Here is a 14,482-nt window from a genome sequence, read left to right on the forward strand (position 1 = left end):
AAGTTTTTAACAATTTCGCTTTTTAGCATTAATAATTTGTGTAAACCTTAATAATGGACTAATTTTGCACGTTGTTTTTAAAAAAAATCTAAAAACACAACCTATAACTTTAAAATATAAAAAAATGGTTACAGACGTTATCAACGCAAACGAACTTCACAAAGCTGATCCGGTTTTCGGTCAACTTTCATTCGATAATCATGAACAAGTTGTGTTTTGCAACGACAAAGATACAGGATTAAAAGCAATAATTGGAATCCATAATACTGTTTTAGGTCCAGCACTTGGAGGAACCAGAATGTGGAATTACACCAATGAATGGGAAGCTTTAAATGATGTGCTTCGTCTTTCTAGAGGTATGACATATAAATCTGCCATAACCGGATTGAACCTTGGTGGTGGTAAAGCCGTTATCATAGGAGATGCAAAAACTCAAAAAACGCCAGAGTTAATGAAAAAATTTGGTGAGTTTGTTCATTCTCTAAGTGGAAGATATATTACTGCTGAAGATGTTGGAATGGAAACAGCAGATATGGATTTGGTAAGACAGGTAACTCCTTATGTAACAGGAATATCCGAAGAGTTGGGAGGAGCTGGAAATCCGTCTCCTATTACAGCCTATGGCGTTTTTATGGGAATGAAAGCTGCTGCTAAATTTAAATTTGGTTCAGATGTCTTGGAAGACAAAACGGTTTTTGTTCAAGGTATTGGGAATGTTGGGGAAGCCCTTGTAGAACATTTAGTGGACGAAGGAGCCAAAGTAACCATAGCAGACATCAACCAGGAACGTTTGGAAGCCATCAGAAAAAAATATGGTGTTACCATTTATGGTGGAAGCGATTTATATTCAGAAGACATGGATATTTATGCGCCATGTGCTTTAGGAGCCACTATTAACGATGATACCATATACAAACTTAAAGCCAAAGTTATTGCTGGAGCAGCAAACAATCAGTTGGCTGTTGAAGAAAAACATGGTAAAATCCTTCAAGAAAGAGACATTGTATATGCACCAGACTTTTTAATTAATGCTGGAGGTATCATAAATGTGTACGCAGAGTTGGAAGGTTACGATAGAAAGGAGATTATGCGTAAAACCGAAAATATATACAATACTACCTTGGAAATATTATCAAATGCTAAAACGCATAACATCACAACCAACCATGCAGCTTTAAACATAGCTCAAAATAGAATTGATACAAGAAAAAAAGAGAATAAGAGATAATTCTTTAAAATAATATTATTTTTGCCAGGCGAGAGTTACAAAACTTTCGCCTTTTTAATTGAAAGCAGATTGTTGTTTATATAAAACAGGAATTTCATATAAAATTACACATTAAAGTTCTTTGTACATATGCTAAACAGAAGACATATTAGAATTAAAGTCATGCAAACTATCTATTCCTTTAAAGGAGGTGAAAGTGATAGTTTTGATAAAGAGCAAAAGTTTTTGCTACACAGTTTAGATAATATTTACAACTTGTATTTATTATTGATTTCCTTACTAATAGAAATCCAAAAAAAATCTGAAGATTACCTGGACAAAACCAGTAAAAAACACCTTGCTACCAAGGAAGAAAAAAATCCCAACAAAAAACTGGTAAACAACGAAGTGCTTTTAATGCTAAAAAACAATGTCTTACTTCAAGATGAATTGGAACAGAGAAAGATCTCCAATTGGGATTTGGATTCCGAATATGTGGATGTTATTTTCCGTGAAATATTGGCAAGCGATCTGTATGCTCAATACATGCAAACCAAAACCACCAGTTTTAAAGAGGATAGAGCTTTTGTGGTAGATATTTTTAGCGACATTATAGCTCCAAATGATAAATTATACGATTATCTGGAAGATAAGAACTTGACATGGATAGACGATCTTCCAGTGGTTAACACTGCCATTTTAAAACTTTTACGTAAAGTAAAACAAGACGCCTTGGCAACGTACTTTTTACCAAAACTCTATAAAGACCTGGACGATAAAGCTTATGCTATTGAACTGTTTAAAAAAACACTGTTAAACCAATCCAAATTTTCTGAAGTCATCAAAGGCAAGACCCAAAATTGGGACTCAGAGCGCATTGCCAGTTTGGATACGGTTTTATTGAAAATGGCTATTTGCGAAATCCAGAAATTCCCTTCTATTCCTGTAAAGGTAACCATAAACGAATATTTGGAAATCGCTAAAGAATACTCCACTCCAAAGAGCAGTATTTTTATAAATGGGATTTTGGATAAGTTGGTAAAAGAATATCAAGAAACCGATACCTTAAATAAAACAGGTAGAGGGTTGATGTAGTTAGAAATTATTATTACTTTTACAAATTAAATTAAACAAAAAAAATAATTTATCATGAAAAAAGCAATCTTAGGGTTATCAGCTCTTTGTTTCATAGCATTTTCATCTTGCAAAGAAGATGCTTCAAAAAAAATCAATGAAGAAAACGTTGCTGTAGCAGCAGAAAGAGATGCAAATTCTTCAAAATTTCCAGTAATTACATTTGATAAAACGGAACACGATTTTGGTGAAATTGAATCCAAACAAAACGTTGAAACTGTTTTCAATTATACAAATACTGGAGAAGCACCACTGGTAATAACAGATATTAAAAGTTCTTGTGGTTGTACAGTTCCTCAAGATTGGAGTAAAGAACCATTACAACCAGGGGAATCTGGTCATTTTACTGTAAAGTTTAATGGAACTGGAGCCAATAAAGTTTCTAAAACAGTTACCATTACTGCCAATACAGAAGCAGGAAAAGAAACTGTAAAAATCACTGCTTTTGTTAAACCAGATCCTAATGCACCAGTAAAACCAGCTCAAGCAAAAGCACCAGTTGGAGCCATGGGAGCACCAGCTGCCGTAAAATCCAGTACACAACCAGGTCACGAAGGTCATAACCACGATTAATTACATGGGAGAAGGAATTAGTAGTTTTTTGCCGTTTATTTTAATGTTTGTAGTAGTGTATTTCTTTATGATTGCACCTCAAATGAAACGTCAAAAACAAGAAAAAAAGTTTGCTGCCGAGTTAAAACGTGGCGATAAAGTAATTACTAAAAGTGGCATGCATGGAAAAATTGTTGAGTTAAACGATGCTGACTCCAGTTGTGTTATAGAAACACTTGCTGGAAAAATAAAATTTGACAAATCTGCCATTTCAATGGAAATGAGTAAAAAGTTGAATACTCCTGCAGAAACTAAAAAGTAAGTTACTACTTAAATATTATTATGAAAAGTCACTCAAATTTTGAGTGACTTTTTTATTAAACTTAAATAAATAATTCCGATATTGTTACTGTTATAGATTTATTATGCAAAAGTACTTACTATGCTTTTTTTTGGTATTTGTTAGCCACACCACAAGTTCTCAAGTTCTATTAACACTCTTGTTTGGAGAAAAACTCAATTCCCCAAATATTGAATTTGGTTTGGAAGGAGGCTATAATTGGTCTGACATTTCAGGCTTGGAAAGTTCCAATAGATTGGGCACCTTCAATTTGGGCTTTTATTTCGATTTTAAACTAAAAAATCAACTGTATTTATATACTGGAGTATTGGTTAAATCTAATTTGGGAATAGATGACTTAAGCTTATCTGATGTTGAAGCTTCAGGGATAGATTACATAGATGACCAAGGAAGTTACTCGCAAAGAATCAACTATTTTTTGGTACCTGCATTTGCAAAATATGTTTTTGATAATAAAATATACGTAGAAGCTGGACCACAATTTGGTTTGAGATATAAAGCTTTTGTAGAATATTATTACGAAAACGATGAGGTAGAGATTAGAATTAGGCAAGAGAATAAAAACAACATAAACCCAATAGAAGCTGGAGCAGGTTTGGGTGTTGGCTATAAGTTTAGTAAAACAGGAGGCCTATCGGTTGGTGTTAAATTTTTTCAAGGGTTTGTAAACGTGTACAAAGGAAATTCCAACACAAAAAACAATTCCTTATTTTTAAAAATGAATTTGCCAATTGGAGCCAAAAAGAGCGCAAATAAGCATAATGAAATGGAACCAAACAACAATTAACCTGTAAAAGATTAAAAATGAAATTATTTAAAACATGGGTATTATGTATTATGGGAGCTGTAAGTGTTAACACAGCATTTGCACAAGAGCCTACAATAAAAATTAGCCCAAAATTTGAAGCCTATAGGGATAGCTTAAAACAGGTAAAGTATGACCATATGTTTCCAATTTGGGGACAGAAAGCTTATTCCAAAGGATTCGATATTCCTTATCCTGTTGGTGCCATGGGCAATTTTGTTTGGATGGAGCAGGGGATAACCATATCCAATCTTCAATTAGGGATTCAGTCAAGCAATACAGATATAGGTTTAACTCCTGTTAACTTTATTGAATTTGGCAATAATACAAATACCTCCTACAGTGTTAATTTTCGACCAGATGTCTGGGTTTTTCCATTTTTAAATGTGTATGGACTTTTAGGATATGGACAGTCAACAACAGAGGTGAACATAGTCTATCCAATAAGTCTGCAATCCATTGTTAAGCAAAATATATCAACTTATGGTATAGGAATTATGGCTGCAGGAGCAGTAGGTCCCGTATTTTTCTCATTGGATACCAATTTTACTTGGAACAAACCAGAATTATTAGATGAAGCAGTTCAGGTTAGGGTTGTAGGACTCCGAACAGGACACAGCTTTGTTTTTAAAAATAAACCCGAAAGGAATATTGCAGTTTGGGTAGGAGCCATGTTTGTGGAAATGGGTAGTGTTACAGCAGGACAATTAAAATTAAAAGACGCCTTACCTGCTGCCGATGGAACCAAAAGAGATGAAATTGTTAACAATTATTATGATTGGTATGACAACGAAGCGACCATTCCGGAAAAGGTGATTGCCGATAGAATATTAACACCAATAGTAGAGCGTTTGGAAGCAGCCGATGGAGAAGCTGTTATAAAATATGGACTAGACAAACAAGTTCAACAAAAATGGAACGGACTTATTGGTGCTCAATTTCAATACAACAAACATTGGCAGTTAAGAACTGAATTTGGTGTACTAGGAAACAGGAAATCTGCTCTGGTATCGTTGAATTATCGCTTTTTATTGTAAGCTATCTAGCAATTCTTATACTTATCAAATAAACCCATGCCTTTTAAGATCATGGGTTTTATTTTTTCCAATCTGGACATTTTGGTTTTTTCCTGCTTGGCAGATGCTATGTGCTCACAATATTCACGTTGTTTTCCTGGAGTAAGTGCCTTAAAAGCTGCTTGAAAGTTTTTATTGGTTTCCAATGCAATTTGTAACTCTTTGGGAATAACAATCGTTTTCCCCATTTTTTCTGGTTTTATCTCTTTGCCCAATTTTTGATTTTCTATGGCTTCTGTCACATAAGCCAAAACAGCATGTTTGTCTACGTCATCTATGGATTCAAATCGCATTTGTCTTAAGCCCTTTGTTTTTTCTTGGGCTTGTTCCAAGAGATTGTTTTGGTCTTTTAAAAAAACACCATTAAAAAACCATATCCCAAAATGATTTTTAAAAGCTCCAAATCCAACCACATTCTTACCGTTTAATGTATAAACAGGAGCATTCCATTTGAGGGTTTCTTCCAATTCAGTAGTGTTGATAAGATCTCTTAAAAGCGATAAAGCCTCACCAAAATGGGAGTTTTCTTCTATATACTCTTCAACAGAACTTACTTTTTTCATTATGGGGTTTTTTGAAATTAAAAAATCACAATATTTATAAATCCGTTAGCTTTTGGCTTTTAAAGCCGTTAATTCTGCTATTTTGCAAATAACTTCGGTTGCTTTTATCATGCTTTCCACAGGAACATACTCATAACGACCATGAAAATTATGACCTCCAGCAAAAATATTGGGACAAGGTAGGCCCATATAACTTAATTGTGAACCATCTGTTCCACCACGAATGGCTTTTATTAAAGGTTTGATGCCAAGTTGTTTCATGGCTTCTTCGGCAATATCCACAATATGCATAACAGGTTCCACCTTTTCTTTCATATTGAAATATTGGTCTTTGATGTCTATGGTAATAACCTCTCTTTCGTATTGTTCATTGATATCGTTGGTTAATTTAACCATAACTTCTTTCCTGGCTTCAAAATGTTGTTTGTCGTGATCCCTAATAATATACTCCAAAATGGTTTCTTCAACTTCCCCTTGAATGGAGTACAGATGGAAAAAGCCCTCATATCCTTCGGTATGTTCTGGTGTTTCCAACCTTGGTAAGGAATTGATGAATTCGGTTGCTATATACATGGAATTAACCATTTTTCCTTTGGCATATCCTGGATGTACAATCTTGCCTTTTACCTTTACCACAGCTCCAGCAGCATTGAAGTTTTCGTATTCCAACTCACCAATTTGGCTGCCATCCATGGTGTAGGCCCAATCTGCACCAAATTTTTCCACATCGAATTTATGGGCACCACGACCAATTTCTTCGTCTGGAGTAAAGCCAACACGAATAGGTCCATGTTGTATTTCCGGATGATTGATCAAATACTCCATCGCCGAAACAATTTCTGTGATCCCAGCTTTATCGTCTGCTCCTAAAAGGGTTGTACCATCTGTGGTTATAAGTGTTTGCCCTTTGTAAAGCAGCAAGTCTTCAAAATAGTCTGGAGACAATACAATATCTTCTTCGGCATTTAAAACAATATCCTTGCCATTGTAATTTTCCACTATCTGAGGTTTTACATTGGCTCCTGTAAAATCTGGACTGGTATCAAAATGCGATATAAAGCCTATGGTTGGTACTTCATGATCCACATTGCTTGGTAAGGTTGCCATAATGTAAGCATTCTCATCTATGGTAACATCTTGCATACCAATGGCTTTTAGTTCTTCAGCCAATTTGTTGGCCAAATCCCATTGTTTTTTGGTGCTTGGTGTGGTATCGCTTTTAGGATCGGATTCCGTGTCTATGGTTATGTAGCTTACAAATCTGTTTATTATATGTTGTTTGTCTATCATCTTGATATGTTTTTTGTAGGAATGTGATGTTGATAACGTTGTCAAAAATACCAATAATTTATAAAACTAATGTTAGCATTTTTAATCAAATGAATAGTATTTTTGCCAAACAACACAACCACTATGTACAAATTACTTATTAGACCCGTTTTTTTTCTTTTTGATCCTGAGAAAATTCACCATTTTACATTTTCTTTGCTTCGTTTCATCAATAAAATCCCTTTAATCCCCAGCCTTTTAAGAGGTTTATATATTGTTGAAGATTCGCGTTTGGAAAGAACCTTATTTGGTTTAACATTTAAAAACCCTGTAGGATTGGCTGCAGGATTTGACAAAGATGCCAAACTTTATAATGAGCTTGGAAACCTAGGGTTTGGTTTTGTTGAAATAGGAACTCTGACTCCAAAAGCACAACCTGGAAATCCAAAAAAGCGGTTGTTTAGATTAAAATCCGATAAAGCCATTATAAACCGAATGGGTTTTAATAATGGAGGTGTGGATGAAGCTGTTACAAGACTTAAAAAACCTTCGAAATCTTTTAAAGAACGTGGGATTTTGATTGGTGGGAATATTGGAAAAAATAAGCTCACTCCCAATGAAGAAGCTGTAAACGACTATAAAGTTTGTTTCAACGCCTTATATGATTATGTGGATTATTTTGTGGTAAACGTAAGTTCGCCAAACACACCAAACCTTCGTGAGTTGCAGGATAAGGAGCCTTTAACAAAGCTTCTTAAAGAACTAAAAAGTGAAAATTCAAAAAAACAAAACCCAAAACCAATTCTTTTAAAAATAGCTCCAGATTTAACAGATTCTCAATTAATGGATATCATTGCCATAGTTAACGACACTAAAATTGATGGTGTAATTGCAACAAACACAACCATTTCGCGAGATGGCTTAACAAGTGACAAGAAAGATGAAACTGGAGGTTTAAGTGGAAAACCATTAACAAACCGTTCTACAGAAGTTATTAGGTTTTTAGCAGAAAAAAGCAATAAAGCCTTCCCAATTATAGGAGTAGGAGGCATACATACTGCCACAGATGCCTTGGAAAAACTAGATGCAGGAGCCGATTTAATACAGCTTTACACAGGTTTTATTTATGAAGGGCCTAAGTTGGTTAAGACTATTAATAAAGCATTATTGTAGTAGAAAATAAATTTACTGCTTTATATTTACAGAAATTTGTTACCTGAATTACGACATTCTCATATCGTTTATAATTGCTACTTCGGCCTTGGCTATTTCTCCAGGACCTGATAACATTTATGTACTCATGCAAAGCATATCACACGGAAAATCTTCTGGTTTGGCAACGGTTTCCGGATTGATTTCTGGCTGTTTGGTACACACTACTCTAGTGGCTTTTGGTGTTTCGGTATTGATTAAAAAGAACGATTATTTGTTTTTAATTATTAAACTTTTTGGAGCTGCTTATTTGTTGTATTTAGCTTATAAGGTTTTTAAAAGCGATGGTTCTTTACATTTTAAATCTGGGCATGTGCCAAAGAAAACAGTGTTACAATTGTTTAAACAAGGTTTTTTAATGAATGTTTTAAACCCAAAGGTTTCCTTGTTTTTTTTGGCCTTGTTTCCAGGGTTTTTGTTCAGTACCACTTTAAGTGATGTCACACAGTTTTATGTTTTGGGCTTTTTGTTTATGGCAGTGTCTTTTATTATTTTTTCATCCATTGCAATTTTGGCTGGCACTATTTCTATTTACATACAGCAACATAAACACATAGGGAGATATTTAAAATGGTTGCAAATTGTTGTGTTTGTTGGAATTGCTGTTTTCATCTTGTTTTCTAAAAAATAGTACTATTTTTACATCTCCAATGAAGAACTAATGTCAAAACACGTTAAAGTTATAGAATGCCCACGAGATGCCATGCAAGGCATTAAAGACTTTATTCCTACAGAAAAAAAAGTTCAGTACATTCAGTCTTTGTTACGGGTTGGTTTTGATACCATAGACTTTGGGAGTTTTGTGTCCCCAAAAGCCATTCCACAAATGGTGGATACAGCCAAGGTCTTAGAACAACTAGATTTAAGTAAAACAGAAAGCAAACTTCTTGCCATTATAGCCAACACTCGTGGCGCACAGGATGCTTCAGTACATCAACAAATTGATTATTTAGGGTATCCGTTTTCCATTTCTGAAAACTTTCAAATGCGAAATACACATAAAACCATTGCGCAATCTGTGGTGACGTTAAACGAGATTTTGGAGATTGCAGATAAAACAGATAAAGAAGTGGTAGTTTATATATCAATGGGCTTTGGAAACCCTTATGGAGATCCCTGGAATGTGGACATAGTAGGAGAGTGGACCGAAAGACTCAATAACATGGGAGTTAAAATTTTGTCCTTAAGCGACACCATTGGTAGTTCCAATCCAGAAAACATCAGTTATTTATTCTCAAACTTAATACCTAAGTATCCAGAAATTGAATTTGGAGCACATTTACATACCACGCCTACTACCTGGTTTGAAAAAGTGGATGCAGCCTATAACGCTGGCTGTACTCGCTTTGATGGAGCCATTCAAGGTTTTGGTGGTTGTCCAATGGCCAAAGACGAGCTAACAGGTAATATGCCTACAGAAAAGTTGCTTTCATATTTCACTCAAAAAAAAGTTTCCAACCTGAATGCTTTAAGTTTTGAAAGCGCTTATAACGAAGCCACCAAGATTTTTTCAGCATACCATTAAAATTTCTTTTCATATAATTTTCATGTTTTCAGCAAGTTAAAAATTTTGTTCATTTTTTATTTTAAATTAATCTAAATAAACTTTGAAGATTTGATATGAGGTATTACTTTTGCCAAATATTTATCAAAATTATTTATAATAAATCTAAATAAAAACAAATTAACTAAAAATGAAAAACGTATTATTGGTCGTGGCCTTACTAATATCAACCATGACATTTTCGCAAACCGTTCCAGACTCTTTATACACAAATCCACAGCAACAGGAAAATGCTGCACAACGTATTTTATCTGGGAATGTGAGTTCTGGAGTAACCGTTGGAGGTTATGGAGAGATAACTTACAACCAACCAGAAGGAGACAATGGTGAGTTGGATGTGCAACGTCTTGTATTGCTATTTGGTTACAAATTTAGCGATAAAGTACAGTTTGTAACAGAAGTGGAGTTGGAACACGTAGAAGAAGTATATGTAGAACAAGCTTTTTTACAATATAGCTTATCTGATAGGGTAAACCTTAGAGGAGGTTTAATGTTAGTGCCTATGGGCATTGTTAACGAATATCACGAACCTACTACTTTTAATGGCGTGGAGCGTCCTAGCATGGATAAAAGTATTGTGCCAACTACCTGGAGAGAAATAGGGGTTGGGGTTTCCGGTAGATTCGATGAGATTTCTCTAGGATATCAAGCATATGTGTTTACAGGTTTTGCTTCAGTAAACGGTTCTAAAGTTTTAGGAGGAAAAGATGGGTTAAGAAACGGAAGACAAAAAGGGATTCAATCTACGGTAGATTCTCCTAACCTTTCGGCAAAATTGGATTATTACGGACTTCCTGGACTACGTTTGGGATTATCTGGATATGTTGGTCGTTCTCAAGCACAAGACGATGTTGAAGATATTGATGGCTCTAGCGTTGGTTTATCCATGGTTGGACTGGATGCCAGATATGCTTATAAGAGACTTACAGCTCGTGGACAATTTGTTTATGCAGGATTAACAGATACTGAAGCTTACAATGAGTTGTATTACGATTTAGATGCAGATCCTACCCAAGGCTTGGGAAGTGCTATGCAAGGTTGGTATTTAGAAGCTGCCTTTAATTTATTGCCTTTAACAAAAGAACAACAACTGTATGCTTTTGCTCGTTATGAAGACTATGATACCAATGCAAAAGTAGAAGGGGACCTGTTGGTGAATGACGCTTTTAACAGAACCGAATGGACCTTGGGTTTAAGTTATAAATTGACTCCTGGAGCTGTTGTAAAAGCAGATTATCAGTTTAAAAACGATGCCACAAATAACGACTTACCAAACCAATTGAATTTTGGAATTGGTGTTTGGTTCTAATTCAAGAATTAGTTTTTAATTGTCCTATAGCTAAAGTTGATATGCACATGTCACTTTAGCTATTTGGCTTTTTAGTTGTTAAGCCTAAACATTTAAAATATCTTTGTAAAATGAATTTGAAATATATTGTCATGCTAGTGGTTTTTCTGGTTTATCAAAATATAAGCCTGCCTAAAAACATCCAAAAGAAAGTGGATAAGGAAATATCTGAAACCTTTCAGGTAGAAACCTTCCAATTTAATCCTTTTAAGGTTCCTGCTGAAATTTCCAAGCAGCTGCCTTCTGAATTTGGATCAGATAACTTTTTTCAAATTCAAACTAATAACAAACTACTTGGATATGCTTATGTATCCAAAGCGCCAAGCAAAACAGACCAGTTTGATTATTTGGTACTTTTAGATGCAGAATTGGTGGTGCTAAATGCCAAAGTTTTAGTGTATAGAGAAGATTATGGTGGCGAGATAGGCAGCAAACGTTGGTTAAAACAGTTTGTGGGTAAAACACAAAACGACGATTTAAGATATGGAGACAATATTATGGCCATTTCTGGAGCAACCATTTCGGTAAGATCCATGACTGCTGCTATGAATAACTTGTTGCAATCACTTAAAATACTTCATTCCAAAGAAATTATATAACATGCAGCTAAACGGATTGTTACATACGTTCCCAAAAGAAATAAAGCTATTGATCGCAGCTTTTGTTATTGTGTTGAGTGTTGGTTTTTATACAGGTTTGCTTTTTGTAGGCGAAACTTCAACGGCAAACCCAAATGGGATTGAAGAGCAGTTTTTGGGAAACGAATCCAATGAAGATGCCACTGTAATGAAATTCAAAAAAAGCGAACAAGAAATGCTTACCTTGGTTCATAACCACATTCTCTCCATGTCCCTAATTTTCTTTTTGGTTGGTCTTGTTTTAAGCACGACCAAGCTTCATAAAAAACTGAAACTTTTTTTAATGATTGAACCTTTTTTATCTGTTGTGCTTACTTTTGGAGGCCTCTATTTGCTTTGGTCAGGACTTGTATGGATGAAATATATTGTAATGGTTTCCGGTTTTTTTATGACAGCAAGTTACTCTCTTTCAATTTTAATTATTTTATATCAACTTTTTGAAAAAAAGACTTCATAATTTATTTTCTTGTACTTTTAACAAGACAAATGATTAATTTTTATGAGGCATTTTTTTATTTTATTGTGTTTTTTTTCAACATTAAACAGCCATTCCAAAGAATGGAACTGTTTAAAAACCTATCAATCCCAAACAGGAAACACAGAACTTCAAGCATCCGATTGGCTTCGGAAAGACAGAAAAAACAACACCTTGGTTTGGCAACAGGCCAATGTGTATAATTTAAAGCACAATCTCTCTTCAGAATATCAAACCATTAAACAGCGAACCGATTTTTACTTATGGCTCAACAAGGCTTTAAATGAAAAAAAAATGGACGTGGTGTGGCCTAAAATGGCACATTTCATTTCAAATAAATTAGAAAAAATCAAATCCTTTCCTTTTAGCATATTTACTGGAAAAGAAGTGAAACATTATGCAGAAAAAGGTAGCGAAACGGTTTTTATGAAGGCTTTTGAAATGGTTCGGGAACTTTATTTTTCAGATTCGGTATTACAATCTGATGAAGCATTGACTTGGGATGAAAACATTATTTACCAGGAACAATATGTCTGGTTGGATGAAATTTATAAAGAGGTTGATGCCAGGACCTTAAAAACCATCGACAAAATGGCCAAAGGAAAATGCATTTACACGTTTATGGTACCTAAGGAAGTCGCATTTACTGGCGATTTATCAAACAAAGAAAATAGATATGACTATGCTTTAAACACTTTAAGGGTTTATTGTAAAACCGAATACCAATAATTTAATAAAAACTTAAAACTTAAATCGCCATAAATATTGTACATTTGCACGCAATTATAAATGTAATTGCATCATGACATCACATTCAAACAAAATTGTTGGCGAAGGTTTAACCTACGACGACGTCCTATTGGTACCAGCTTACTCAGAAGTATTACCTCGCGAAGTAAACATTCAAACCAAATTCACTAAAAATATTACCATAAACATCCCAATAGTCTCTGCAGCTATGGATACGGTTACAGAAAGTGCTATGGCTATTGCCATTGCACGTGAAGGTGGCATTGGTGTGCTTCATAAAAACATGACAATAGCACAACAAGCCAACGAAGTTAGAAAAGTGAAACGTGCAGAAAGCGGTATGATTACAGATCCTGTAACGCTTACTACAGATGCCAAGGTTGTTGATGCCAAACAAAACATGAAAGAGCACAGTATAGGAGGTATTCCCATTGTTGATGACCAAGGGTTTTTAAAAGGGATTGTAACCAATAGAGACTTGCGTTTTGAAAAAGATGGTGAAAAACCCATAGTTGAAGTAATGACTAGCGACAGATTGGTAACAGCACCAGTTGGAACCTCTTTACAGCAAGCAGAAGTAATTTTGCAAGACCATAAAATTGAAAAATTATTGATTGTTGACGACAATTATAAATTAGCAGGTTTAATAACCTTTAGGGATATTACCAAACTAACTCAAAAACCTATTTCAAATAAAGATGTATATGGACGCTTACGTGTAGCTGCCGCTCTTGGAGTAACAGCAGATGCTGTGGAACGTACCGAAGCTTTGGTAAAGTCTGGTGTGGATGCTGTTATAATAGATACAGCTCATGGCCATACCAAAGGGGTTGTGGCAGTTTTAAAACAAGTAAAAGCTAAATTTCCGGAACTGGATGTCATAGTAGGAAATATAGCCACAGGTGCAGCAGCCAAATATTTAGTGGAAGCAGGAGCAGATGCAATAAAAGTTGGTATTGGTCCAGGTTCTATTTGCACCACACGTGTGGTTGCTGGAGTTGGATTCCCACAATTTTCAGCTGTTTTGGATGTGGCTGAAGCCATTAAAGGAAGTGGTGTTCCCATTATTGCTGATGGAGGTATTCGTTATACAGGCGATATTCCTAAAGCCATTGCTGCAGGAGCAGATTGCGTGATGCTTGGCTCTCTATTGGCAGGAACCAAAGAAAGTCCTGGTGAAACCATTATTTATGAAGGAAGAAAATTCAAGTCTTATAGAGGTATGGGTTCTGTGGAAGCTATGAAACAAGGTAGTAAAGACCGTTATTTCCAAGATGTAGAAGATGATATTAAAAAGTTGGTGCCAGAAGGCATAGTTGGACGAGTGGCTTATAAAGGGGAATTGTTTGAAAGCATCCATCAGTTTGTAGGAGGGTTGAGAGCTGGAATGGGATATTGTGGTGCAAAAGATATTGCTACCTTAAAAGAAACTGGACAGTTTGTAAAAATTACAGCCTCTGGAATTAATGAAAGCCATCCTCACGACGTGACCATTACCAAAGAATCGCCAAATTATTCTAGATAGATA

General features: G+C 35.1%; 16 protein-coding genes. 14 read left to right on the forward strand and 2 right to left on the reverse strand.

The window, feature by feature from the left end; genetic code table 11:
- Window positions 1–124: 124 nt before the first annotated feature.
- From D778_RS09180 to D778_RS09205, 6 genes are all read left to right on the forward strand, one after another.
- Window positions 125–1,228: a Glu/Leu/Phe/Val family dehydrogenase gene (locus tag D778_RS09180; protein ID WP_007649936.1), complete on the forward strand. Its 1,104-nt coding sequence runs from the start codon at window positions 125–127 to the stop codon at window positions 1,226–1,228.
- Between the two features lie 129 nt (window positions 1,229–1,357).
- A complete protein-coding gene (gene nusB, locus D778_RS09185) occupies window positions 1,358–2,302 on the forward strand; it encodes a transcription antitermination factor NusB (RefSeq protein ID WP_007649937.1) in 945 nt (314 codons plus the stop codon).
- Window positions 2,303–2,356: 54 nt separating this feature from the next.
- Complete coding sequence (locus tag D778_RS09190) at window positions 2,357–2,914, forward strand: DUF1573 domain-containing protein (RefSeq protein WP_007649939.1); 558 nt, start codon at window positions 2,357–2,359, stop codon at window positions 2,912–2,914.
- A gap of 4 nt (window positions 2,915–2,918) precedes the next feature.
- Complete coding sequence (gene yajC / locus D778_RS09195; RefSeq protein WP_007649946.1) at window positions 2,919–3,215, forward strand: preprotein translocase subunit YajC; 297 nt, start codon at window positions 2,919–2,921, stop codon at window positions 3,213–3,215.
- 103 nt (window positions 3,216–3,318) lie between these two features.
- Window positions 3,319–4,041: an outer membrane beta-barrel protein gene (locus D778_RS09200; RefSeq protein ID WP_040492016.1), complete on the forward strand. Its 723-nt coding sequence runs from the start codon at window positions 3,319–3,321 to the stop codon at window positions 4,039–4,041.
- A gap of 17 nt (window positions 4,042–4,058) precedes the next feature.
- Complete coding sequence (locus D778_RS09205; protein ID WP_007649948.1) at window positions 4,059–5,096, forward strand: hypothetical protein; 1,038 nt, start codon at window positions 4,059–4,061, stop codon at window positions 5,094–5,096.
- Between the two features lie 5 nt (window positions 5,097–5,101).
- Here the strand turns inward: D778_RS09205 and D778_RS09210 are convergent, their stop codons facing one another.
- Both D778_RS09210 and pepT read right to left on the reverse strand, forming a co-directional pair.
- A complete protein-coding gene (locus D778_RS09210) occupies window positions 5,102–5,698 on the reverse strand; it encodes a YdeI/OmpD-associated family protein (protein ID WP_007649950.1) in 597 nt (198 codons plus the stop codon).
- A 45-nt stretch (window positions 5,699–5,743) separates the two neighbouring features.
- Window positions 5,744–6,988: a peptidase T gene (gene pepT / locus D778_RS09215; protein WP_007649953.1), complete on the reverse strand. Its 1,245-nt coding sequence runs from the start codon at window positions 6,986–6,988 to the stop codon at window positions 5,744–5,746.
- 123 nt (window positions 6,989–7,111) lie between these two features.
- Between pepT and D778_RS09220 the strand changes: the two genes are divergently transcribed.
- The 8 genes from D778_RS09220 (at window position 7,112) to guaB (ending at window position 14,479) form a co-directional block, all read left to right on the forward strand.
- Window positions 7,112–8,140, forward strand: coding sequence for a quinone-dependent dihydroorotate dehydrogenase (locus D778_RS09220; RefSeq protein ID WP_007649956.1), 1,029 nt, complete (start codon window positions 7,112–7,114; stop codon window positions 8,138–8,140).
- Between the two features lie 43 nt (window positions 8,141–8,183).
- Window positions 8,184–8,810, forward strand: coding sequence for a LysE family translocator (locus tag D778_RS09225; RefSeq protein WP_040492020.1), 627 nt, complete (start codon window positions 8,184–8,186; stop codon window positions 8,808–8,810).
- Window positions 8,811–8,840: 30 nt separating this feature from the next.
- Window positions 8,841–9,704 (forward strand): hydroxymethylglutaryl-CoA lyase, encoded by an 864-nt coding sequence (locus D778_RS09230; RefSeq protein ID WP_007649960.1) that lies wholly within the window; start codon window positions 8,841–8,843, stop codon window positions 9,702–9,704.
- 169 nt (window positions 9,705–9,873) lie between these two features.
- Window positions 9,874–11,052 (forward strand): porin, encoded by a 1,179-nt coding sequence (locus D778_RS09235; RefSeq protein WP_007649962.1) that lies wholly within the window; start codon window positions 9,874–9,876, stop codon window positions 11,050–11,052.
- A 110-nt stretch (window positions 11,053–11,162) separates the two neighbouring features.
- On the forward strand, window positions 11,163–11,690 hold the full coding sequence (locus D778_RS09240; protein WP_007649966.1) for an FMN-binding protein: 528 nt from the start codon (window positions 11,163–11,165) through the stop codon (window positions 11,688–11,690).
- A 1-nt stretch (window position 11,691) separates the two neighbouring features.
- Complete coding sequence (locus D778_RS09245) at window positions 11,692–12,186, forward strand: hypothetical protein (RefSeq protein WP_007649968.1); 495 nt, start codon at window positions 11,692–11,694, stop codon at window positions 12,184–12,186.
- Between the two features lie 42 nt (window positions 12,187–12,228).
- Window positions 12,229–12,933, forward strand: coding sequence for a hypothetical protein (locus D778_RS09250; protein WP_007649970.1), 705 nt, complete (start codon window positions 12,229–12,231; stop codon window positions 12,931–12,933).
- Window positions 12,934–13,006: 73 nt separating this feature from the next.
- On the forward strand, window positions 13,007–14,479 hold the full coding sequence (gene guaB / locus D778_RS09255; RefSeq protein ID WP_007649972.1) for an IMP dehydrogenase: 1,473 nt from the start codon (window positions 13,007–13,009) through the stop codon (window positions 14,477–14,479).
- The last annotated feature ends 3 nt before the right edge of the window (window positions 14,480–14,482 follow it).

It is taken from the genome of Xanthomarina gelatinilytica, from assembly GCF_000348685.1.
GTDB classification, from domain to species: domain Bacteria; phylum Bacteroidota; class Bacteroidia; order Flavobacteriales; family Flavobacteriaceae; genus Xanthomarina; species Xanthomarina gelatinilytica.

Excerpts from the sequence above, each read along its gene's own strand:
- D778_RS09180 (WP_007649936.1), top strand. The coding sequence starts at position 125 with ATGGTTACAGACGTTATCAACGCAAACGAACTTCACAAAGCTGATCCG.
- nusB (WP_007649937.1), top strand. The coding sequence starts at position 1,358 with ATGCTAAACAGAAGACATATTAGAATTAAAGTCATGCAAACTATCTAT.
- D778_RS09190 (WP_007649939.1), top strand. The coding sequence starts at position 2,357 with ATGAAAAAAGCAATCTTAGGGTTATCAGCTCTTTGTTTCATAGCATTT.
- yajC (WP_007649946.1), top strand. The coding sequence starts at position 2,919 with ATGGGAGAAGGAATTAGTAGTTTTTTGCCGTTTATTTTAATGTTTGTA.
- D778_RS09200 (WP_040492016.1), top strand. The coding sequence starts at position 3,319 with ATGCAAAAGTACTTACTATGCTTTTTTTTGGTATTTGTTAGCCACACC.
- D778_RS09205 (WP_007649948.1), top strand. The coding sequence starts at position 4,059 with ATGAAATTATTTAAAACATGGGTATTATGTATTATGGGAGCTGTAAGT.
- D778_RS09210 (WP_007649950.1), bottom strand. The coding sequence starts at position 5,698 with ATGAAAAAAGTAAGTTCTGTTGAAGAGTATATAGAAGAAAACTCCCAT.
- pepT (WP_007649953.1), bottom strand. The coding sequence starts at position 6,988 with ATGATAGACAAACAACATATAATAAACAGATTTGTAAGCTACATAACC.
- D778_RS09220 (WP_007649956.1), top strand. The coding sequence starts at position 7,112 with ATGTACAAATTACTTATTAGACCCGTTTTTTTTCTTTTTGATCCTGAG.
- D778_RS09230 (WP_007649960.1), top strand. The coding sequence starts at position 8,841 with ATGTCAAAACACGTTAAAGTTATAGAATGCCCACGAGATGCCATGCAA.
- D778_RS09235 (WP_007649962.1), top strand. The coding sequence starts at position 9,874 with ATGAAAAACGTATTATTGGTCGTGGCCTTACTAATATCAACCATGACA.
- D778_RS09240 (WP_007649966.1), top strand. The coding sequence starts at position 11,163 with ATGAATTTGAAATATATTGTCATGCTAGTGGTTTTTCTGGTTTATCAA.
- D778_RS09245 (WP_007649968.1), top strand. The coding sequence starts at position 11,692 with ATGCAGCTAAACGGATTGTTACATACGTTCCCAAAAGAAATAAAGCTA.
- D778_RS09250 (WP_007649970.1), top strand. The coding sequence starts at position 12,229 with ATGAGGCATTTTTTTATTTTATTGTGTTTTTTTTCAACATTAAACAGC.
- guaB (WP_007649972.1), top strand. The coding sequence starts at position 13,007 with ATGACATCACATTCAAACAAAATTGTTGGCGAAGGTTTAACCTACGAC.